The sequence below is a fragment of the Sphingopyxis sp. KK2 genome (assembly GCF_001990265.1).
Lineage (GTDB): Bacteria > Pseudomonadota > Alphaproteobacteria > Sphingomonadales > Sphingomonadaceae > Sphingopyxis.
Genome location: NZ_LYVN01000023.1, coordinates 24110 through 42435, shown reverse-complemented (window position 1 = coordinate 42435; position 18326 = coordinate 24110). Strand labels below are relative to the sequence as shown.

Genomic DNA, 18326 nt, shown 5'->3' with positions numbered 1-18326 from the left:
GGGTAGCGGAACTCGACCTGGCGAAATTCGAGCGTCCCGAGCGGCGGATCGGGGAAGCGCCGTGCGTTGGCGGGCGGGGCGATGCTCGGTTCGGCGTTGAGCAGTTCGGAGAGGCGCTCGGCGGCGCCTGCGGCGCGGAGCAGGTCGCCATAGACCTCGGTGAGCGCGCCAAAGGCGCCCGCGACCAAGCCGCCGGTGAGCACGAAGGCGGCGATGGTGCCGCCGGTGATCGTCCCCGCGGCGACGCCGGCGGCGCCGTACCAGAGGAGGGTGGTGATCGCGCCGAAGAGCAGGCCGATGACGATTGCGGTCATGATCGCGCGCAGGCGGATGCGGCGCTTGGCGGTGGCGAAATTATTCTCGACCGCCAGGGTGAAGCGTTCGGCCTCGCGGCTTTCCTGCCCGAAGGCCTGGACGATCTTCATCGCGCCCAATTGCTCGGACGTTGTCGCGCCGATGTCGGCGACGCGGTCCTGGCTCGAGCGCGAGACATTCTGGAGCCGGCGGCCGAGCAGCACGATCGGCAGGATGATCACGGGAATGCCGAGCAGGATGCCGCCGGTGAGTTTGGGCGAGAGCGAGAAGAGGTAGATAATGCCGCCGATGCCCATCACGGTGTTGCGCAGCGCGACCGAGACGGTGGTGCCGACGACCTGTTCGATCACCGTGGTGTCCGACGTCATCCGCGAGGCGATTTCGGAGGGGCGGTTTTCCTCAAAAAAGCCGGGGGCGAGACGGAGCAAATTCTGCTGCACCGCCTGGCGGATGTCGGCGACGGTGCGTTCGCCGAGCCAGCTGACGAAATAGAAGCGCAGCGCGGTCGCGACCGCGAGCAGCAGCACGATGACGTAGAAGAGGCGGAAATGCGGGGCGACGTCGCCGCCGCCGGCGACGAAGCCGCTGTCGATCATTTCCTTGAACTGCCAGGGGATGGCGAGCGTCGCGAGCGCCGCGACGCCGAGTGCGACCGCGGCGATCAGCAGTTGCAGCGGATAGCGGCTGGCATAGCGCCAGATCATCCGCAGGCTGCCGAGTTTGCGGGGGCGCTTGTCCGATGTTGCCGGGGAAGCGGTGGCCGTCTGGTCTGATCTTGTCGCCATGGTCCGGCCCTAGCAGCGGCGCGGGGCGCGCTCAACGGCGCAGAATGATGCGCTGGCTTCAAGCAGTGTGAAGCCAGCGCACATTATGGGGCTTTAGCGATTGTCGAGCTGCGCGCGCACCGCACGAAGCCCGGCCGGCGTGATGCGATACGGCGCCCCGCCATGCGAGGCGATGAAACCGCGCCGGCGCAGCCGGTGGAACAAGGACAGGCCGGTGCCCGCAAGGATGAAGCCGTCGCGCGTGACGCAAAGCGCCTCGACGAGGCGGCCGTCTTCGCCGCGGCGATGCCGAATCGCACCGCCCTGCGCCAGCACGTGAAGCACGCGCTGTTCCGCTTTCGAGATATTCATGAGATTTTGTCCGAAATTGGCAACAAGGATCGCGCGCCGACATCAGGGTCGGCACGGACGATTCATCCTGTTTCGCCAGGATGTTAGCGGTTGCCCGCAATCTCGGTCATATACACTCCAGCGGCGCAAAACGGCGCCGTGCGCCCAGGATATGGACAATTATCGGACGCTGCAATGGTTATGATGCATTGCACAATGAAGCGGAACGCCTAGACTGCGAAGCAACACAGGCGCCGGCAGAGCGCCGCGCAACGCAAGGATTAGTCGCATATGCTGTATCACGCCTTTGACATGCAGAAGAGCTGGCTCGCGGGGGCAAGCGCGCTCGCGACCGCGGGGGCGCAGGCGATCCAGCATCCCGCGAACCCGCTCGGCTATTTCGGCGGCAGCCCCGCCTTCGCTTCGGCGCTCGAGGTGTTCGCGCATGCCGCCGCGCCGCGCGGCAAGCCGGGGTTCGAGCTGTACGAAACGATCGTCGACGGCGAGGCGGTGCGGGTGACCGAGAAGGTCGAGGCGCGCAAGCCGTTCGGGCAGCTCAAGCATTTCAAGCGGCACATAAAAGATGGGGGCAGCGAAGGCGCGCCCAAGCTGCTGATCGTCGCGCCGATGTCGGGCCATTATGCGACGCTGCTGCGCGGAACGGTCGAACGCATGCTGCCCGGGCATGACGTGTGGATCACCGACTGGCGCGACGCGCGCAACGCGCCGCTGTCGGCGGGCAAGTTCGATCTCGACGATTATATCGATTATCTGATCTCGTGGCTCGAGCATATCGGGCCGGGCGCGCATATGCTCGCGGTGTGCCAGCCATCGGTGCCGAGCCTTGCCGCCGCAGCGGTGATGGCGGCGAACAAGCACAAGTGCCGCCCCGCGACGCTGACGATGATGGGCGGGCCGATCGACACGCGCAAGGCGCCGACTGCGGTCAACGAGCATGCGATGACGCGCCCGCACGCCTGGTTCCAGGAAAATGTCATCGTGACCGTGCCGGCCTGGTATCCCGGCGCCGGGCGCCGCGTCTATCCGGGGTTCCTGCAACTCGCGGGCTTCATGTCGATGAACCTCGGCAACCACATGATGAGCCATTGGTCGATGTTCAAACATCTGGTCGAGGGCGACGGCGAGAGCGCCGACAAGACCAAGGAATTCTACGACGAATATCGCGCGGTGTGCGACATGACCGCAGAATTCTATCTCCAGACGGTCGACGTCGTGTTCCAGCGCCACCTTTTGCCCAAGGGCGAGATGCTGCACCGCGGCCAGACGGTCGACCTGGGCGCGATCAAGGATATCGCGATCCTCGCGATCGAGGGCGAGCGCGACGATATCTCGGGCATCGGCCAGACCAAGGCGGCGCTGACGCTCGCGAAGAACCTGCCCGCCGAGAAGAAGCAATATCTGATGGCCAAGACCGTCGGCCATTACGGCATCTTCAACGGCAAGAAATGGCGCGAGGATATCGCGCCGGTGGTCGAAGAGTGGATCCGTGCCAACGGGGGGTGATTCCAGTCGCGTGACCAATTCTCCCCTCCCGCAGGCGGGAGCGGTCGGGGGTGGGCCAGCAGCGTTGCAACAGCCCACCCCGCTGCGACTAACGAACAAGTTCGCAAGTCTCGCTGCCCCTCCCGCTTGCGGGAGGGGATGTGCGGCTCAATGCCAAGGTGAGACCCGCACGCTCCAATAGACGATATAGAGTAATCCCGCCCACAGCAGCAGAATGAACGCCATGCCGGCGCGGCTCGACGGGCGGTCGGCGGCGGCTTCGGCGGCGGCGTGGAGGTCGGCCCAGAGCGCGTCGGGGATCAGGCGGCGGACGAGCCACAGCCCGAGCGGGACGAGGATGAGGTCGTCGAGCCAGCCGAGTATGGGAATGAAATCGGGGATCAGGTCGATCGGCGACAGCGCATAGGCCGCGACCATGATCGCGAGGATGCGCGCGGGCCAGGGCACGCGGGGATCGCGCGCGGCGAGCCACGCGGCGTGCGCCTCGACGGCGAGGCGATGGCCGAGATCGCCGATGCGTTCGGAAAGGGATTTGCCGGTCATTGCGGCCACCCTTAGCCGGTCGGCTTCGGCGTCCAAGCGAAAAGCGCGATCGACGACTTAGGCGATCGTGACTGGCTCTGCATCGTCGGCTAAGGCCGCGACGACGATCAAAATGACGATCGCCGCGGTGCCGACCGTAAAGAGGCTGTCACCGATCGGAGCCTGAACGAAAACCGGAATGAGCAGCCAACGACGGGTTATGCCGGCAGTCCTCAACCTTCGGGCGGTCAGCAAGTTCCAGCAGATGGCGTAGGGAAGCCATATCGCCAAGAGGAGCAGGCCCCACCAGCCGAAATCAGCGACGTTGATAACGCCGCGTCGCCCATATGCGGCGACACCCCAGAAGGAGGCAATTTCGACGGCGATGATCAAGGGCAACCAGCGGCGATAGCCGTCGCGGCTCGTCCTGCCGTTCCATGCGAAATGACGCTCCAGCCACGCTCCCATAGGCTCGCTTATCACGGCCTATGGGACGCGTGTCCAGCGCGCTGTTAGAGCGCGACCTCGGCGTGCTTGCCGAGTTCGCCTTCCTTCATCGTCATGCCGGTCGCCATCTTGAACAGCCCCTTGAGGCTGGCGTCGGCGGTCCAGATTTCGGCATTGTCGAGGTCGAAGCGGAGCAGCACGAGCTTGGGATCGCTCTTGCCGCCTTCGTACCAGGCCTCGATGCTGTTGTTCCACAGCTTGTCGAGGATCGTGCGGTCGGTTTCGGTGCGCAGCGTGCCGGCGATGCAGGCGAAGAGGTCATGGCCCTTCGACGCGAACTGCGCCATCGCGGGGCCGCCCGCCGCGAGGCGATTGTCGGTCGCGGTGAAGAACCAGAAGGCGCTGTTGGCGTCCTTGTCGAGCTGCGCGTTCATCGGAACGCTATGCGCGTCGTTGCCGTTCAGGCCGACCATGACATAGGGGCTGGCGTTCAATGCTTTCCAGAAGTCTTTCTTGATGTCGTCGCTCATGGGGAGGCTCCTCTTTCAAAGGGTTATGATGGCCCAACGCAAGAGAAGCCCCGTCGTTGCCGCCGTTCAGCGCGGCCGCGGCTCGGCATAGCTGACGACTTCATATTCGATGCCGTCGGGGTCGAGGAAATAGAAGCGGCGGCCGGGGTCGTAGTCGCCATGGTTGAAGGGGACGAGGCCGACCGCCTTCACGCGCATCTCGATCGTGTCGAGGTCGTCGACCTGGACGCCGAGATGGTTGAGCGGTTCGCCCTTCGGATAGGCGATGTCGGCATGCTCGCCGTCGGGGCCGGTGTAGAGCGCGACATAGGCGGCGTCGCTGCCGAGGTGGATCGTGCGGCCGCCGTCGCGCGCCGGGCCGCGCCAGCGTTCGTGCCAGCCGAAGATTGCCGAGAGGATGCCCGCGCTGCGGTCGGGGTCGCTGACGGTGAGGTTCACATGTTCGATGAAGGGGTGCGTCATGGTTCGTCTTTCGTGATTCGGGTTGACGCAGCGAATTATGAAAGCTCAAGTGAGGTTTAGATCAAGCGCTTTTCGAGGGAGCATGTGATGCACCGGACCGACCTGATCGCGATCGGCGAGCTGGCGGCGCGCACGGGGGTCGCGGTGTCGGCGATCCGTTTCTACGAAGCGAAGGGGCTGGTCGCAGCGCTGCGCACCGGCGGCAGGCAGCGGCGCTTCCTGCGCGCCGACATCCGCCGCGTGTCGTTCATCCTGATCGCGCAGCAATTGGGGCTGAGCCTCGAGGAGATTGCCGGCGAGCTCGCGCGGCTGCCCGCCGAGCGCACGCCGAATGCCGCCGACTGGGCGCGGATCAGCAGCGGGCTGCAGGCCCGGATCGCCGCGCAGATCGCGGCGCTCGAGCGGACGCAGGAATTGCTCGGCGCGTGCATCGGTTGCGGGTGCCTGTCCTTGAAGAAATGCGGACTCTATAACCGCGAGGACAAGGCGGCGCAGCGCGGCGCGGGGCCGCGCTACCTGATGGGCGACCGGTCGGGGGAGATTGCGGAGCGGCGGTGAATTTTCAGCCGCAGGGCAGAGGGATCAGAGCAGCCCGGTCTGCTGCCGATAGAGATGGCTGTCGGCATATTGGACGAATTGGACGATGCGATCGTCGGCCACGGTCCACACATGGCAGAAGGGGGTCGCGACCGCGCCGTCGCGCCCACGATAGAAGCCGAAGGCGATCGCGCGGTCGTCACCGAGCGGCAGCAGTTCGTCGGGGATCGCGGTGAAATCGGGGATATCGGCGCCGATCGGGCCGAAGACATTTTGCGCGATCTCGCCGATGCCGGTCCATACTCCGCCATAGGGCATGCCTTCGGCCTCATGCCACTCGGTCTCGGCGAGCAGATCGGCGAGCGCGGCCATGTCGGCGGCGGCGAAGGCGGCGTAGACGGATCGGGCGGCGGTCACGGCATCGGTCATCGGGGGTCCTTTCGGTTCGATTGCAATCCTGCGTCAGCGACAGGCGCCGAGCCATTTGCCGCTGGTCGCAGTGACGACCTTGAGCGGGCGGCCGCCCCGCGTGCCGGTGGTGACGCTGCGCGTGACATAGCCCTTGGCGGTGTAGGTGCCGGTGGTGATCGTCTTCACCGGGGTTTCGAGTTCCTTTACGCGGCACACCGACTGGCCGCGGATCTTTCCCGCGGTCAGTGTGTAGCTGCGCGACGAGCAGGTCGCGCCCGGCGCGTGGAGCAGGACCTGCGGCGTGGTGGCGGCCTGCTTGGCGGTCAGGCAGGTCGTGCGCGGCTCGCGCTTGTCGGCGGCGCGGACCAGCGTTTCGGGGACGCCCGGAATATCGGCGCTGACGAGCTGGGTGACATGCGTCCAGCGGCCCGCCTGCGGTCCGGGGACGGTTGCCGCGGCGGCTCCTGCCAGGGCAAGCGGGATCAGGAGCGCCGCGCCGTGCACCGGGTCAGACCGCCGCGAGCTTCTCGATCTCGGGCGCGCCGGCGAGGCACGGGCCGAGTTTGGCGCCGATCGAGCGGAAATGGTCCGACGCGCGGTGCGCCTCGACCGCCGCTTCGTCGTCATAGCATTCGAGCACCTTGTAGACGCCGGTCTCGCCCGTGCGGAACAGCTTGTAATAGCTGTTGCCGGCCTCGTTCGCCGCGACCGCAGGGGCGAGTTCGGCGAAGACGCCCTCGAACTCTTCTTCCTTGCCGGGTTGCACGCGCAGGGTCGCGATGATGCCGATACCGCTCATAATATTCTCTCCTTATCGCGTCAGGCCTTGAGGTCGGGGTCGACCGTCCAGCCTTCTTCCACCTGGATGCCGAAGCTGTTCAGCATCATCGATACCTGGGTATATTGGCCGACGGTCATGACAAGGTCCATGCGGCCCTTGTCGCCGAGCGGCGCGAGCGCGGCCCAACTGGCGTCGGAAACGAAATGACCGGCGGTGAGCTCGTCGGTCGCGCGGAGCATCGTGCGGTCGAGGTCGCTCCAACCCTCGGCGTCGGGGCCGGCCTTGATGCGGGTGATCTCAGCTTCGGTCAGGCCGCAGTCGAGCCCGATGCGCTTGTGCTGGGTCCATTCATAGCCCGAGCGGCAATTATAGCCGGTGCGCAGGATGACGAGTTCGCGGTCGCGCGGGCTGAGCGCGCTGCGCCTTGACAGGATATAATTGCCCCAGCCGAGGAAGGCGGTCATCGCCTTGGGCGCGTGCGCGAGGGTGCGGAAGATGTTGAGAATCTTGCCGCCCCCGACCTTGCCACCCTCGGTGGCAAGGAAGGGTTCGAGCGCGGCGCGCTGGTCGGCATCGAGCCGGCCCAAGTCGACCGGCTCGATACGCGGAGCATTCAGACGCAAATCAGAAGACCTCGAACAGGCCCGCTGCGCCCTGGCCGCCACCGATGCACATGGTGACGACGGCATATTTCACGCCGCGGCGCTTGCCCTCGATCAGCGCGTGGCCGACGCAGCGCGCGCCGGTCATGCCGAAGGGGTGGCCGATCGAGATCGAGCCGCCGTTGACGTTGAGCAGCTCGTTCGGGATGCCGAGCTTGTCGCGGCAGTAGAGGACCTGCACGGCAAAGGCTTCATTGAGTTCCCAGAGGCCGATGTCGTCCATCTTGAGTTCGAAGCGTTCGAGCAGCTTGGGGATCGCGAAGACGGGGCCGATGCCCATTTCGTCGGGCTCGGTGCCCGCGACCGCCATGCCGACATAGCGCCCCAGGGGCTGCAAGCCCCGCTTTTCAGCAACCTTGGCTTCCATCACGACGCACGCCGAGGCGCCGTCGGCGAGCTGGCTGGCGTTGCCTGCGGTGATCGTGTGGCCTTCGCCCATCACCGGCTTCAGGCTCGCGAGCCCTTCGAGCGTGGTGTCGGCGCGGTTGCACTCGTCCTTGTCGGCGACGACGTCCTTGAAGGTGACTTCCTTCGTTTCCTTGTTCACCACCGCCATGGTCGCGGGGCAGGCAATGATTTCGTCGTTATATTTGCCCGCGGCCTGCGCGGCGGCGGTGCGCTGCTGCGACTGGAGCGAATATTCGTCCTGCACTTCGCGGCTGATGTTGTAGCGCTTGGCGACGACCTCTGCGGTGCCGATCATCGGCATATAGGTGTCCTTGTGCATCGCGATCAGCTCGGCATCGGTTTCGATGAACACCTTGCCGCTGCCGCTGACCTTCGAGATCGACTCGATGCCGCCGGCGACCGCGATGTCCTGCCGGTCGACGATGATCTGCTTCGCGGCGGTCGCGATCGTCATCAGGCCCGACGAGCACTGGCGGTCGATCGACATGCCGGGGACGGTGACGGGCAGGCCCGAGCGCAGCGCGATCAGGCGCGCCACGTTCATCGTCTGTGACCCCTGCTGCATCGCGGCGCCGAACAGGACGTCGTCGATCTCGCCGCCTTCGACCCCGGCGCGCTCGACCGCGGCGCGGACCGCGTGGGCGCCCAGCGTCGGGGCGAGGGTGTTGTTGAACGAGCCGCGCGCCGCCTTGGTCAGCGGGGTGCGGGCGGTGGAAACGATGACTGCGTCACGCATGATAGAGGTCCTTCTGCTAGGTGCCGTTATCTTTTCGGGGGAGGTCGGCGGGTAATCTCTGTCGGGATCAGATGAAAAACTGCGTGATCCATTCGGCGATCAGCGCGGGCTTTTCCTCGCCCTCGATCTCGACGGTGATCTCGTTGGTCTGCTGCCACTGGCCGGGGCGCTTTTCGTCGAGCTCGAGCAGCTTCACATGGCTGCGCACGCGCTTGCCCGAACGCACGGGGGCGAGGAAGCGGACTTTGTTGCCGCCGTAATTGACGCCCATCTTGATGCCGTCGATCTTCGGGCTGTCGGTCTTCGCGCCGAGCATCGGGATCAGCGAGAGCGTGAGGAAACCATGCGCGATCGTGCCGCCGAAGGGCGTCAGCTTGGCCTTTTCCTCGTCGATATGGATGAATTGATGGTCGCCGGTGGCGTCGGCGAACTTGTTGATCATGTCCTGATCGACAAGCACCCATTCGGACGTGCCGATGTTCTGACCGACCTTGGTCTGCAATTCCTGCGGCGTGATCGTGGCCATATGCCATCCCCTCTATTACTGTTCGGGGCGCGTTCTAGGCCTGTCTTGCGGCGTTGCACAAGGGCCTAGCCCGACGTGCCCGCCGCCGTAGCGTCAGCCGGGTTTGGCCGCCTTGCCGCTGCGCGCGCGGGGCTTGGGGGACTCGGCCCTGGCGGGTTCGGGCTGGTCGTCGGCATAGGGCAGCACCAGCGTCCCGTCGGGGGCGGCGGTGAAGCTCGTCTGCGTCGGATAGGCAAATTCATAGCCCGCGGCGCTCATCGCCGCAAAGACGCGCACCGCGACGTCGGTGCGGGCGGCCGCGACCTCGTTATAATCTTCGCTGTGGACGTCGAAGAGCAGTTCGAAATCGAGGCTGGAGGCGCTGAAGGTCGTGAAGCTCGACCGCACGAAATCATGGCCCGCCGCCTTGACCTGTTCCTCAAGCAGCGCGGGCAGCGCACGCAGCATTTCGGGGGTGGTCTGATAGATCACGCCGATCGCAAAGGTCACGCGGCGGCGGTGGAGATGCGCGAAATTGGCGATCTCCTTGCCCAGCAAATTGGTGTTCGAGACGATCAGCAACTCGCCATTGACCGAGCGCAGCCGCGTGCTCTTGATCCCGATGCGCTCGACCGTCGCGATCGTATTGTCCCATTTGATCGTCTCGCCATTGCGGAACGGGCGGTCGAAGATGATCGTCAGCCCCGCGAACAGGTCGGAGAAAATGCCCTGCGCGGCGAGGCCGATCGCGATGCCGCCGACGCCGAGGCCCGCGATCAGGCCGGTGACATTGACCCCGAGGTTGCCGAGCACGACGATGACCGCGATCGAGAAAAGCGCGAAGCTGATGAGCAGGCGGATGATGCCCATCGCATTGTTGAGCGTCTCGTTATGCCCTTCGGAGGCACGGCGCTGGATCAGGCCGAGGATGATTTCGCGCGCCCAGATCGCGACCTGCAAGCCCACCGCCACGGTGAAGATCACCTGGATCGTGTTGAGGATGAGCGACGGCGGCTGGGCATAGCCCGCGACGAGGCGGATCGAGACGATCGCGAGCACGATCGACTTGGTCTTGTGGATCACCCGCCCGGCGATGTGGCTGATCGAATAGTCGCTCGTCGCCGATTGCGCATGTTTGAGCGCGAAGCGGCGCGCGAGCGAGAGCAGGAAATAGATGAGCAGGCCCGCGGCGACCGCAACGCCGATCTGCAACCAATGCGTATTCACCCAGGCAATGCTCGCGTCCCACCAATAGCGCAGGTCGTCGAGCGGATTGTTCGCGGCGGCGGGGGCCGCCTTGGTGGCAGCGCTTTTGGCGGCGGTCAGCAGGGAGGAGGTCACGTCAGTCCTTTGTCGGTCAGGCGGAGCGGAGCAGTTCGGCCGCGTCGGGCGCGCGCTCCAGATAGGTCAAAAAGCCGCGTTCGTAACGCGAAAGATATCGGGTCGCGCGCGGCAGTTGGCCGACCTCGGCCGCGAAGTCGCCGCGTTCCTGTGCCGCGAGGATCATCGCGGGGTGGACATAGGCCTTGCGGGCGATCGCGGGGGTGTTGCCGAGGCGGTCGGCGACATGCTGCAAAAGCTGTTTGAGCGTCGGCGGCTCGGCGGCGTCGTAGAGATAGGCGAAGGCCTCGACGCTGGCGGTCCAGGTGCGGAAATGCTTGGCGCTGAACGCGCCGCCCATCGCGTCGCGGATATAGGCGTTCACATCGTCCGAGCCGACCGCGCAGATGTCGTCGTCATCCTGATATTGGAAGAGATGCTGGCCGGGCAGGTCCTGGAGCCGGCGGACGAGCGTCGTCAGGCTGCGGTCGCTGACCACCACCTCGCGCTTCGCGCCGCCCTTGGCGCGGTAGTTGAGTCGCAGCGACTTGCCGGTGAGCTTCGCGTGGCGGCGACGCAGGGTGGTGGCACCGAAGCTGTTGTTCGCGGCGGCATATTGTTCGTTGCCGACGCGCAAGGCCGCGAGGTCGAGCAGGCGGACGACGGCGCCGACGACGCGTTCCTGGCACAGCGTGCGGCGGTTCAGATCCTCCTCAAGCCGCGCACGGAGCAGGGGGAGGGCGTGGCCAAAGGCGGCGCAGCGGTCATATTTGTCGGCCTCCTGCGCGAGGCGGAAGTCGGGGTGGTAGCGATATTGCTTGCGCCCGCGCGCGTCGTAACCGGTGGCAAGGATATGGCCGTTGGGGGCGGGGCAATACCAGGCGTCTTCATAGGCGGGGGGCAGCGCGATCGCGTTCAAGCGCCGGATTTCGGCGGCGTCGCGGATGATCCTGCCCTTGGCGTCGCGATAGCGCCAGCCATCGCCGACGCGCTCGCGGCCGATGCCGGGCAGGCTGTCGTCGACATGGATGAGGCGAGCGGCGGAGGTCTGGGCGGCCATGGGGGGATAGCGCCCCGGCCCCGCAGATGGTTCCGGCCTAGCTCGAACTCACCACCGGATGGCGCGTCGGGACCTGCGCCGGGCGCGCGGTGAGCGGGCGCCAGCCGGCTTCGCGTTCGCGGCGACGCACATAGGTGGAAAGGCCCATCTGCAGCGCGAGCATCATGTAGATGAAGGGCTGGAAGGCGATGCCGACGAACAGCGAGCCGATGAGATAGGTGATGTGCCCGTGCTGGAGCGCGGTCGCGAGCGGCGCGATCCATTGCTCCTCGGCGCGGCGCGTCTTGAGGTAACGCCGGCGCAGCCGCTCCATCTGGATCAGCCCGGTGAGGTGGAGCAGCAGCCAGAGCGCGAGCCCCGGATAGCCCTGTTCGCCAAGCATCTCGAAATAGCTCGAATGATAGGCGCGGCCCTTTTCCTCATAGACCGTGGGTTCGGCCTCCTGCGGCTTGTTGGGGTCATAGGCGCTTGCCGCCTTTTCGACGCGGACGCGGTTCTGGATATAGGCCTCGAACCCGCCGCCGAAGGGATGGTCCTTGGCATATTCCCAGGTCCAGGCCCACACCGCGACGCGCGTCGAGGCGGATTGATCGGCCTTATGATTCTGGATCGTCTCCATCCGCTCGGTAAAGCTTTGCGGCAGGAAGGGGATCGCGGCGATCGCGAGCAGGCCGGCGCCGGCAGCATAGAGGAAGCGGTGCTTCACCGCGCGCAGCGACAGGATGACGAGGATGACGAGGCAGACGAGTCCGGTGCGCGCCTGCGTCCCCACGGGCAGCAGTGCGCAGGCAAAGACCAGCGCGAAGCAGAAGAGATTGACGCGCCAGTCGGGCGGGAAAATCGTCCCATGCTTGCGGTACCAGAGGATCAGCGGGATGATCGAAATGCCGACCGCCGACATGATCGACCCTTCGTAAAGGCCGTAATTTTCGTTGAGCAGCAGCTGGAGCTGGCCATATCCGCCGCCGCCCGCCGCGGTCTTGATACCGCCCGCGATGGCGATCGCCGCCGCCGAGAGCAGCATGACGAGGGTCAGCGCCTCGATGCGCAATTTGGTGCGCAGGGTCAGCGGCAGGAAGATCGCCCAGACGAGCGCTTTCCACACCCAGCTCCATTTTTCCTGCGCCTCGACGGGGAAATCGGCCTGGGATGTCGTCATCCAGCAATAGAGGAGCAGCGCGATGAGCAGGAATTGCCGCGCCGACCAGCGGGTGTCGCGCTTGTCGTCGACCGCGAGCCAGCCGGCGATCGCGAGCCCGAAGACGATCAGCGAGATCGGGATCGAGTTGATCAGGAAATAGGAGAGCCGCTGCGGCGCGACGATGTCGATGTAGCAGAAGCAGAGCACGAACAGGAACGGTTTGCGAAAGCCGACCCCGATGAAGGCGAAGAGAAAGGCGACGAAGGCGATGTCACGCATCGCCGCTCTCCTTCTTGGCCGCTTCGTCCTGGCGCCGCTGCCACAGCATGCGCGGGCTGACTTCATGGTCGAGATCGTCGCGGTACAGCATCCGCCACAAGGCGATCGCCAGCAGCACATGCGTGAGCCCGATGGAGAAATTGTCGACCATGGATGCGGCCCTAAGCCATCCGGGTTGACGGCGCGTTAAGCCTTGTGTGCCATATGAGCACAGGTCATGACCCGCATTCTCCACATCCTCGATCACAGCCTGCCGACGCACAGCGGCTATACCTTCCGCACCCGCGCGCTGATGAAGGCGCAGGTCGCGAAGGGGTGGGAGGTTGCCGGGGTCACCGGCGTGCGCCACCCGGACGAAGGCCCTGATGGCGAGACCGTCGACGGGCTGACCTTTTACCGCACGCCGCCGATCGCGCCGGCACGTTCGCCGATCCGCGAATGGCGCGAAATCGGCGCGCTCGCGGCGCGCGTCGAAGCCTTGGTGAAGCAATGGCAGCCCGACCTGCTCCATGCGCATTCGCCGGTGCTCGATGCGATGGCGGCGCTGCGCGTCGGCAAGCGGCTCGGCATTCCGGTGATTTACGAGATCCGTGCCTTTTGGGAGGACGCGGCGGTCGGCAACGGCACCGGGCGCGAGGGGAGCGCCAAATATTTCCTGACCCGCCAGCTCGAAACGCATGCGGTGAAATCGGCCGACGCGGTCGCGGTGATCTGCGACGGACTGCGCGGCGACCTGATCGCGCGCGGGGTCGCGGCGGACAAGATCGTGGTGTCGCCGAACGGCGTCGACCTCGAGTTGTTCGGCGATCCGCCGCCGCGCGATGCGGCGCTGGCGGGCGAGCTCGGGCTCGGCACGGGCGACGCGGTGATCGGCTTCATCGGCAGTTTCTATGATTATGAGGGGATCGACGATCTGATCGCGGCGATGCCCGCGCTCGCCCAAGCCCAGCCGGGGGCGCAATTGCTGCTCGTCGGCGGCGGCCCGATGGAAGAAGCGCTGAAGGCGCAGGCGGCGGCATCGCCGGTCGCGAGCCGGATCCATTTCGTCGGCCGGGTGCCGCACAGCCAGGTCGAGCGCTATTATTCGCTGATCGATATCCTCGCCTATCCGCGCAAGAAGATGCGGCTGACCGACCTCGTGACGCCGCTGAAGCCGCTCGAAGCGATGGCGCAGGGCAAGCTGGTCGCGGCGTCGGATGTCGGCGGGCATCGCGAACTGATCGAGGACGGGGTGACCGGGACGCTTTTCGCGCCCGACGACCCCGCCGCGATCGCCGATGCGCTGGCCGGATTGCTCGCCGCGCGCGAAAATTGGGACGCGCAGCGCCGCATCGCACGGATTTTTGTGGAAAAACATCGTAACTGGTCGTCAAACATTTTACGTTACGAGCCCGTTTACCAGCGACTGCTGCGACGCGATTCTGCATCGCTTGCGGCCTGACGCGACAGGTTGGGACGATATGGACGAAGAGCAGGAAAAGCCCGGACGCGAGACGCTTGCTGCGCTGTGGCAGGGCGTGCGGCCAGCGTTGCCCGCGGTGATCGGTGCCGGGGCGCTGACCTTTTTGTTCGCGGCGGTGATGCCGCTCGCCTGGGTCGCGGGGATCAGCTGGAACCTGTATCTCGACCGCCTGTCCGATTTCTTCCTGCCGCCGGTGGGCAATGCCGGGCGGCTGGCGCTCGCGATCGGCATGGCGACGATAGCCGCGCTGCTCGCGGGCCTCGTCGCGCTGCTGATCGCCAAGCCTGCGGTCCGCGGCAACGACCAGCTCAATCGCCGCGTCTCGGCGCGTGCGAAGCGCGAGGCGGAGGCCGAGGCGGTGCTGCCGCGCCGCCGCGCCGACATGCATCCCGACGATGCGCCGCGTCCCCCGATCCGCGCCGGCCGCGACCTGCCCGTCGGCGGGCTCGGCCCGCTGGCAACGCCCGTGGCGGATGAGGCCGGGGATTATGGTCTCGCGCCGATGGATCGGGCCGAGGACGAGGATGAGCTGGTGCTCGCCGACCTCGCGCCGGTCGACTATGCCGACGACGATGCCGACGCGCCCTGGCTGCAGCCCGCCGAGATCAAACGCCCGGCGATGCCCGAACGCGTCGACAACAGCCTGGGCGCGATGGTCGCGCGGTTCGAGGCGGGGCTCGCGCAGCGGCGCCAGGCCGCGGCCGCCACGCCGGTCCCCGCCAACGAGGATATCGAGCAGCCCGATTTCGCGCTCGAAGCGGCGCTGAGCACGCTGCAGCGCATGAGCAACCGCGCGCTGGGTTAGCTATTTCCCTCCGGCGAGCGGGAAGGGGTCAATCCTCGACCGTCAATATTTCGATCCGCAGGCCGGACTCCTGCTCGGCGGTTTCGACGACCAGGTCGGCGACGATATGGCCCGGCAGGCGCCATTCGATCGTTTCGAGCCGCGCCTGCAACAACGGTCGCAGAACCGCGACATCTCCGTCCCCGACCATGCAGGGGAAAAGATGGCGTGCGCCGACGAAATTGGCGCTCGCCCACGGCCGCAAGGTCGACGCGCCGATCCGCACGCCATGCGGCAATTCGCGCGCGAGCAGGCGGTGCAGGCGGCGGTGCGGGCAGCCCGGACGGACGGGGCGCACGGGGGACCAGCGCATCATCGCGCCGCCCCCGGGTGGCGGACCATATGGAGGCGCCGGTCGCCGCGCGGAGCGACACGCCCGGCACGGCGGTCGGCGCGCCATTTGTTCATGAAATGTTCCACGCGGCATATGATGCGAAGTCCGGCGATGCGTCCGTCGCGCAGGTCGGCGACGAGGCGCGGGTCTCCCACCGCCTCGCGGCCGAAGACGCTTTGCGGGATCGCCGATTCGACCAGGAAGGCCTCGATCCGATTGAGCAAATCTGGTTCCATATATCCTCCCTGATCGCGTCCCCGGCCGGGCGACTCACCCGATAGGATAAATCCTATCTGATAGTAATTTTCCTACTTGTCTAGGATAATTCCTATTGCTAGATGCGAAATAGGAAGGACCAGCCATGGCCGATTTCGCCGAAGACCCGCGCGCCGCACTCGACCGCCTGCTGAGCGAGCGCGGTATCGACTATGTCCGGCTGTCCGAAAAGATCGGGCGCAACCCGGCCTATATCCAGCAATATATCAAGCGCGGGTCGCCGCGGCGGCTCGCCGAACAGGATCGGGCGCGCATCGCGGCCTATCTGGGGGTGCCCGAGGCGATGCTCGGCGGGCCGGTGCAGCGCGTTGCGGCGCCGGCGCGCGCGCGGGCGAGCGACATGGTGCTGGTGCCCAAGCTGGCGATCGGCGCCTCGGCGGGCGCGGGGGCGAGCATCGACGGCGAACCGGTCGAGGGCGAGGTCGCCTTCGACCCCAAATGGCTGCGCGGGCTGGGCGCCGATCCGCGTGCGCTCAGCATCATCCGCGTCGAGGGCGATTCGATGGCGCCGACGCTCAACGACGGCGACGATATCTTGGTCGATGGCGGCGATGCTGCGGCGCGGCTGCGCGACGGCATCTATGTGCTGCGCATGGACGATGTGCTGATGGTGAAGCGCGTCGCGCGCGCGCCGGGGCCGGGGCGGATTTCGGTGATCAGCGACAATCCGCAATATCCGAGCTACCCCGAGCTTTCGATGGGTGCGGTGCAACTCGTCGGCCGTGTGGTGTGGACCGGGCGGCGGGTGCGCTGATTTTCTTCACCTGATGGCGAAGGCGGCACCGGCCCGGTGCCACAATCTCGTCAATAAGGCGCGGCCATCTCTGCCTCGATTTCATGTTCGAGCACTTCGGCGCGCTGGCATTGCTCTTCCTTGCCGTCGCGGCATTTTTCGGCGGCCTTGTCGCGTTCGCGGGTCAGCTTGCCCAGCCGCTCCTCGCGCTTGCGGATTTCGCGGCCGCGGTTGCGGTCGGCTTCGTCCTGGCTGGTGGTCGACCAGTCGGCGACCTGCCCGACCGCTTTTACCGGCGCGGTCACGATCGTCTTGACCGTGCTGACGCAGCCGCCGAGCAGCGGAGCGGAAAGCAGGACGAGGAACATCGCGCGCATGGAGCATCCTTTCGAACGGGCGGTTCTCATCGCATATCGGCCCCCGGCTGAACAGGAGATTGCGGCAGGCTGACCGCATGCGGGGCGTCGCTGTCATATCATTGAAACAAATGGTTAAAACTGTCTTTACCATCGTGCCTTAGGTCGGCCGTGACTGCCCCTCCTGCACGAAGATCCTCCATGAACCCCGTCGAACTTGCCCTTTCCCCGACGCCCGGCCACGCGGCCGCGACCCGCAGCGATGCCCATCTGTCCGAGGTGATCGACCTGTTTCGCCACGACCCGCAATTGCGGATCGTCGCGGTGCTCGATGCCGAAGACCGGCCGGTGGGGATCGTGCGCGAGCAGCGCGTTCGCGAACTGCTTTTCTGTCCCTATTGGTTCTCGCTGATGCAGAATCCGACGATCGGCGGCTCGATCGCGACGATGGTCGAGCCGTGCCAGACCGCCGACGTCGGCGAATCGACCGCTGCGCTGCTCGCCATCGTGTCGCGTTCGGGCGCCGAGGGGCTGGTGATGGTGCGCGGCGGGCGCTTCGTCGAAACGCTCGACAGCGGCCAGCTCGCGAAGCTGGCGATGCTGCGCGAGGTCGAACTGGCGCAGGAGCGCAGCGCGCGTGCCGCGCGGATCGACGAGGCCGGCGACCGTTTTCACGAGGATATCGCGGCGCTGACCGCGGCGCTGTCGGGCACGGCGCGCGAGGTCGAGGCCGTGGCGCGCGACCTGGCCGAGCGGGCGCAGCAGACCGGCCGCGACGCGGTGTCGGTGGCGGGCGCGACCGCGCAGACGCTGACCGGGCTCGGCGAGCTGGGCGATCGCGGCCATGCGCTGGCGGCGTCGATGCGCCGGATCGTCGACGACGGCACGCATGCGCGCACCGTGCGCGGGGACGCGCACCGCAAGGTCAGGGCGGCGAGCGAACGTGCCGCCGCCTTGAAATCGGCCAGCCAGTCGATCGAACAGATGCTGGCGCTGATCATCGACATGGCGAGCCGCACCAACATGCTGGCGCTCAACGCGGGGATCGAGGCGGCGCATGCCGGCGATGCCGGGCGCGGCTTCGCGGTCGTCGCGTCGGAGGTCAAGACGCTGGCGAAACAGACGCGCAGCGCGGCGGGCGACATCACCCAATATGTCGACCGCATCCGCGACATCGTCGGGCAGGTGACCGAGGGCTTCGACGAGGTCGAACGCGCGATCGTCGCGAACAACGGCTTTTCCGACGCGGTCGACAAGGCGGTCGACGGGCAGAGCGCGACGACGCTGATGATCGCGAGCTATGTCGAACAGGCGGTCGCGGCGGGGCGCGAGATCGACACGCGCGTCCAGCATATCGGGCGCGGCGCGACCGCGGTCGGCGACGGGGCGCAATCGCTCGGGCAATTGTCGGCGGGGCTGACACGGGCGGCGCAGTCGCTCAACATGCGGGCGCGTCACTTCGTCGAGGCGGTCGCCGCCGCCTGATCCACCCGGACCAAAGGCTTGCCGCCGGGCCCCGCGATGCTAGTCTTTCCGCGCGCCTGCGGCGCTCATGACCGTCGGCGC

At 66.5% G+C, this 18326-nt stretch carries 25 protein-coding genes; 6 read left to right on the top strand and 19 right to left on the bottom strand.

All coding sequences use genetic code 11. The features are described from left to right. Together B1A78_RS06265 and B1A78_RS06260 are read right to left on the bottom strand one after the other, a co-directional pair. Nucleotides 1–1100 (bottom strand): ABC transporter transmembrane domain-containing protein (locus tag B1A78_RS06265; protein ID WP_256837501.1); only part of this gene is annotated, 1100 nt, incomplete at its 3' end. A 93-nt stretch (nucleotides 1101–1193) separates the two neighbouring features. Next, nucleotides 1194–1451, bottom strand: a complete 258-nt coding sequence (locus tag B1A78_RS06260) for a YjhX family toxin (protein WP_077146134.1) — start codon at nucleotides 1449–1451, stop codon at nucleotides 1194–1196. 270 nt (nucleotides 1452–1721) lie between these two features. On the opposite strand from B1A78_RS06260, the gene B1A78_RS06255 reads away from it, so the two are divergent. Further along, a complete protein-coding gene (locus B1A78_RS06255) occupies nucleotides 1722–2954 on the top strand; it encodes a polyhydroxyalkanoate depolymerase (RefSeq protein WP_077146133.1) in 1233 nt (410 codons plus the stop codon). 147 nt (nucleotides 2955–3101) lie between these two features. Here B1A78_RS06255 and B1A78_RS06250 read toward each other — a convergent pair whose 3' ends face one another. From B1A78_RS06250 to B1A78_RS06235, 4 genes are all read right to left on the bottom strand, one after another. Next, nucleotides 3102–3497 carry a YkvA family protein gene (locus B1A78_RS06250; RefSeq protein WP_083733908.1) on the bottom strand — a complete coding sequence of 132 codons (396 nt, stop codon included), beginning with the start codon at nucleotides 3495–3497 and terminating at the stop codon, nucleotides 3102–3104. Between the two features lie 57 nt (nucleotides 3498–3554). Then, the gene (locus B1A78_RS06245) at nucleotides 3555–3944 is read right to left on the bottom strand and encodes a hypothetical protein (RefSeq protein ID WP_144037712.1); all 390 of its coding nucleotides are present in this window, start codon (nucleotides 3942–3944) and stop codon (nucleotides 3555–3557) included. Nucleotides 3945–3988: 44 nt separating this feature from the next. Then, on the bottom strand, nucleotides 3989–4453 hold the full coding sequence (locus B1A78_RS06240; RefSeq protein WP_077146131.1) for a pyridoxamine 5'-phosphate oxidase family protein: 465 nt from the start codon (nucleotides 4451–4453) through the stop codon (nucleotides 3989–3991). A 66-nt stretch (nucleotides 4454–4519) separates the two neighbouring features. Further along, nucleotides 4520–4915 carry a VOC family protein gene (locus B1A78_RS06235; protein ID WP_077146130.1) on the bottom strand — a complete coding sequence of 132 codons (396 nt, stop codon included), beginning with the start codon at nucleotides 4913–4915 and terminating at the stop codon, nucleotides 4520–4522. 87 nt (nucleotides 4916–5002) lie between these two features. On the opposite strand from B1A78_RS06235, the gene soxR reads away from it, so the two are divergent. Next, nucleotides 5003–5473: a redox-sensitive transcriptional activator SoxR gene (gene soxR / locus B1A78_RS06230; protein WP_077146129.1), complete on the top strand. Its 471-nt coding sequence runs from the start codon at nucleotides 5003–5005 to the stop codon at nucleotides 5471–5473. Between the two features lie 24 nt (nucleotides 5474–5497). Here the strand turns inward: soxR and B1A78_RS06225 are convergent, their stop codons facing one another. The 10 genes from B1A78_RS06225 to B1A78_RS22570 all read right to left on the bottom strand — a co-directional run bounded on the left by B1A78_RS06225 (nucleotide 5498) and on the right by B1A78_RS22570 (nucleotide 12906). Further along, nucleotides 5498–5881: a nuclear transport factor 2 family protein gene (locus tag B1A78_RS06225; RefSeq protein ID WP_077146128.1), complete on the bottom strand. Its 384-nt coding sequence runs from the start codon at nucleotides 5879–5881 to the stop codon at nucleotides 5498–5500. Nucleotides 5882–5914: 33 nt separating this feature from the next. Beyond that, on the bottom strand, nucleotides 5915–6367 hold the full coding sequence (locus B1A78_RS06220; protein WP_077146127.1) for a DUF3617 domain-containing protein: 453 nt from the start codon (nucleotides 6365–6367) through the stop codon (nucleotides 5915–5917). A gap of 4 nt (nucleotides 6368–6371) precedes the next feature. Then, nucleotides 6372–6662 carry a putative quinol monooxygenase gene (locus B1A78_RS06215; RefSeq protein WP_077146126.1) on the bottom strand — a complete coding sequence of 97 codons (291 nt, stop codon included), beginning with the start codon at nucleotides 6660–6662 and terminating at the stop codon, nucleotides 6372–6374. A gap of 20 nt (nucleotides 6663–6682) precedes the next feature. Then, on the bottom strand, nucleotides 6683–7267 hold the full coding sequence (locus tag B1A78_RS06210) for a carboxymuconolactone decarboxylase family protein (protein WP_077146125.1): 585 nt from the start codon (nucleotides 7265–7267) through the stop codon (nucleotides 6683–6685). Nucleotide 7268: 1 nt separating this feature from the next. Further along, on the bottom strand, nucleotides 7269–8450 hold the full coding sequence (locus tag B1A78_RS06205) for an acetyl-CoA C-acyltransferase (protein ID WP_077146124.1): 1182 nt from the start codon (nucleotides 8448–8450) through the stop codon (nucleotides 7269–7271). Between the two features lie 67 nt (nucleotides 8451–8517). After that, nucleotides 8518–8976 carry a MaoC family dehydratase gene (locus B1A78_RS06200; RefSeq protein WP_077146123.1) on the bottom strand — a complete coding sequence of 153 codons (459 nt, stop codon included), beginning with the start codon at nucleotides 8974–8976 and terminating at the stop codon, nucleotides 8518–8520. A 93-nt stretch (nucleotides 8977–9069) separates the two neighbouring features. After that, nucleotides 9070–10296: a mechanosensitive ion channel family protein gene (locus B1A78_RS06195; protein WP_083733905.1), complete on the bottom strand. Its 1227-nt coding sequence runs from the start codon at nucleotides 10294–10296 to the stop codon at nucleotides 9070–9072. Nucleotides 10297–10312: 16 nt separating this feature from the next. Next, entirely contained in the window at nucleotides 10313–11335 is a 1023-nt protein-coding gene (locus B1A78_RS06190; RefSeq protein WP_077146122.1) for a DNA topoisomerase IB, read from the bottom strand. A 37-nt stretch (nucleotides 11336–11372) separates the two neighbouring features. Beyond that, complete coding sequence (locus B1A78_RS06185; RefSeq protein WP_077146121.1) at nucleotides 11373–12755, bottom strand: putative O-glycosylation ligase, exosortase A system-associated; 1383 nt, start codon at nucleotides 12753–12755, stop codon at nucleotides 11373–11375. Continuing rightward, nucleotides 12748–12906, bottom strand: a complete 159-nt coding sequence (locus B1A78_RS22570) for a hypothetical protein (RefSeq protein ID WP_179101993.1) — start codon at nucleotides 12904–12906, stop codon at nucleotides 12748–12750. The genes B1A78_RS06185 and B1A78_RS22570 overlap by 8 nt, the downstream gene beginning before the upstream one ends. Nucleotides 12907–12972: 66 nt before the next feature. Here B1A78_RS22570 and B1A78_RS06180 point away from each other — a divergent pair, with 66 nt between their 5' ends. Continuing rightward, a complete protein-coding gene (locus tag B1A78_RS06180) occupies nucleotides 12973–14196 on the top strand; it encodes a TIGR04063 family PEP-CTERM/XrtA system glycosyltransferase (RefSeq protein WP_077146120.1) in 1224 nt (407 codons plus the stop codon). Between the two features lie 19 nt (nucleotides 14197–14215). Then, nucleotides 14216–15022 (top strand): hypothetical protein, encoded by an 807-nt coding sequence (locus tag B1A78_RS06175; protein ID WP_077146119.1) that lies wholly within the window; start codon nucleotides 14216–14218, stop codon nucleotides 15020–15022. Between the two features lie 28 nt (nucleotides 15023–15050). On the opposite strand, the gene B1A78_RS06170 is transcribed toward B1A78_RS06175, so the two are convergent. Together B1A78_RS06170 and B1A78_RS06165 are read right to left on the bottom strand one after the other, a co-directional pair. Continuing rightward, nucleotides 15051–15377: a hypothetical protein gene (locus B1A78_RS06170; protein ID WP_256837500.1), complete on the bottom strand. Its 327-nt coding sequence runs from the start codon at nucleotides 15375–15377 to the stop codon at nucleotides 15051–15053. Beyond that, the gene (locus tag B1A78_RS06165) at nucleotides 15374–15631 is read right to left on the bottom strand and encodes a hypothetical protein (RefSeq protein ID WP_077146118.1); all 258 of its coding nucleotides are present in this window, start codon (nucleotides 15629–15631) and stop codon (nucleotides 15374–15376) included. Before B1A78_RS06165 ends, B1A78_RS06170 begins: the two co-directional genes overlap by 4 nt. 125 nt (nucleotides 15632–15756) lie before the next feature. Between B1A78_RS06165 and B1A78_RS06160 the strand changes: the two genes are divergently transcribed. Continuing rightward, nucleotides 15757–16425, top strand: a complete 669-nt coding sequence (locus B1A78_RS06160) for a S24 family peptidase (RefSeq protein ID WP_077146117.1) — start codon at nucleotides 15757–15759, stop codon at nucleotides 16423–16425. Between the two features lie 50 nt (nucleotides 16426–16475). On the opposite strand, the gene B1A78_RS06155 is transcribed toward B1A78_RS06160, so the two are convergent. Next, on the bottom strand, nucleotides 16476–16781 hold the full coding sequence (locus B1A78_RS06155; RefSeq protein ID WP_077146116.1) for a hypothetical protein: 306 nt from the start codon (nucleotides 16779–16781) through the stop codon (nucleotides 16476–16478). 180 nt (nucleotides 16782–16961) lie between these two features. Here B1A78_RS06155 and B1A78_RS06150 point away from each other — a divergent pair, with 180 nt between their 5' ends. Further along, nucleotides 16962–18245, top strand: a complete 1284-nt coding sequence (locus B1A78_RS06150) for a methyl-accepting chemotaxis protein (RefSeq protein ID WP_083733903.1) — start codon at nucleotides 16962–16964, stop codon at nucleotides 18243–18245. Nucleotides 18246–18326: the final 81 nt, after the last annotated feature.

Bases quoted from the DNA above. Each gene is read 5' to 3' on its own strand.
- B1A78_RS06225 (WP_077146128.1), bottom strand. From the start codon at position 5,881: ATGACCGATGCCGTGACCGCCGCCCGATCCGTCTACGCCGCCTTCGCC.
- B1A78_RS06185 (WP_077146121.1), bottom strand. From the start codon at position 12,755: ATGCGTGACATCGCCTTCGTCGCCTTTCTCTTCGCCTTCATCGGGGTC.
- B1A78_RS22570 (WP_179101993.1), bottom strand. From the start codon at position 12,906: ATGGTCGACAATTTCTCCATCGGGCTCACGCATGTGCTGCTGGCGATC.
- B1A78_RS06205 (WP_077146124.1), bottom strand. From the start codon at position 8,450: ATGCGTGACGCAGTCATCGTTTCCACCGCCCGCACCCCGCTGACCAAG.
- B1A78_RS06175 (WP_077146119.1), top strand. From the start codon at position 14,216: ATGGACGAAGAGCAGGAAAAGCCCGGACGCGAGACGCTTGCTGCGCTG.
- B1A78_RS06255 (WP_077146133.1), top strand. From the start codon at position 1,722: ATGCTGTATCACGCCTTTGACATGCAGAAGAGCTGGCTCGCGGGGGCA.
- B1A78_RS06150 (WP_083733903.1), top strand. From the start codon at position 16,962: ATGAACCCCGTCGAACTTGCCCTTTCCCCGACGCCCGGCCACGCGGCC.
- B1A78_RS06170 (WP_256837500.1), bottom strand. From the start codon at position 15,377: ATGATGCGCTGGTCCCCCGTGCGCCCCGTCCGTCCGGGCTGCCCGCAC.
- B1A78_RS06165 (WP_077146118.1), bottom strand. From the start codon at position 15,631: ATGGAACCAGATTTGCTCAATCGGATCGAGGCCTTCCTGGTCGAATCG.
- soxR (WP_077146129.1), top strand. From the start codon at position 5,003: ATGCACCGGACCGACCTGATCGCGATCGGCGAGCTGGCGGCGCGCACG.
- B1A78_RS06190 (WP_077146122.1), bottom strand. From the start codon at position 11,335: ATGGCCGCCCAGACCTCCGCCGCTCGCCTCATCCATGTCGACGACAGC.
- B1A78_RS06155 (WP_077146116.1), bottom strand. From the start codon at position 16,781: ATGCGCGCGATGTTCCTCGTCCTGCTTTCCGCTCCGCTGCTCGGCGGC.
- B1A78_RS06235 (WP_077146130.1), bottom strand. From the start codon at position 4,915: ATGACGCACCCCTTCATCGAACATGTGAACCTCACCGTCAGCGACCCC.
- B1A78_RS06260 (WP_077146134.1), bottom strand. From the start codon at position 1,451: ATGAATATCTCGAAAGCGGAACAGCGCGTGCTTCACGTGCTGGCGCAG.
- B1A78_RS06250 (WP_083733908.1), bottom strand. From the start codon at position 3,497: ATGACCGGCAAATCCCTTTCCGAACGCATCGGCGATCTCGGCCATCGC.
- B1A78_RS06180 (WP_077146120.1), top strand. From the start codon at position 12,973: ATGACCCGCATTCTCCACATCCTCGATCACAGCCTGCCGACGCACAGC.
- B1A78_RS06240 (WP_077146131.1), bottom strand. From the start codon at position 4,453: ATGAGCGACGACATCAAGAAAGACTTCTGGAAAGCATTGAACGCCAGC.
- B1A78_RS06245 (WP_144037712.1), bottom strand. From the start codon at position 3,944: ATGGGAGCGTGGCTGGAGCGTCATTTCGCATGGAACGGCAGGACGAGC.
- B1A78_RS06200 (WP_077146123.1), bottom strand. From the start codon at position 8,976: ATGGCCACGATCACGCCGCAGGAATTGCAGACCAAGGTCGGTCAGAAC.
- B1A78_RS06160 (WP_077146117.1), top strand. From the start codon at position 15,757: ATGGCCGATTTCGCCGAAGACCCGCGCGCCGCACTCGACCGCCTGCTG.
- B1A78_RS06215 (WP_077146126.1), bottom strand. From the start codon at position 6,662: ATGAGCGGTATCGGCATCATCGCGACCCTGCGCGTGCAACCCGGCAAG.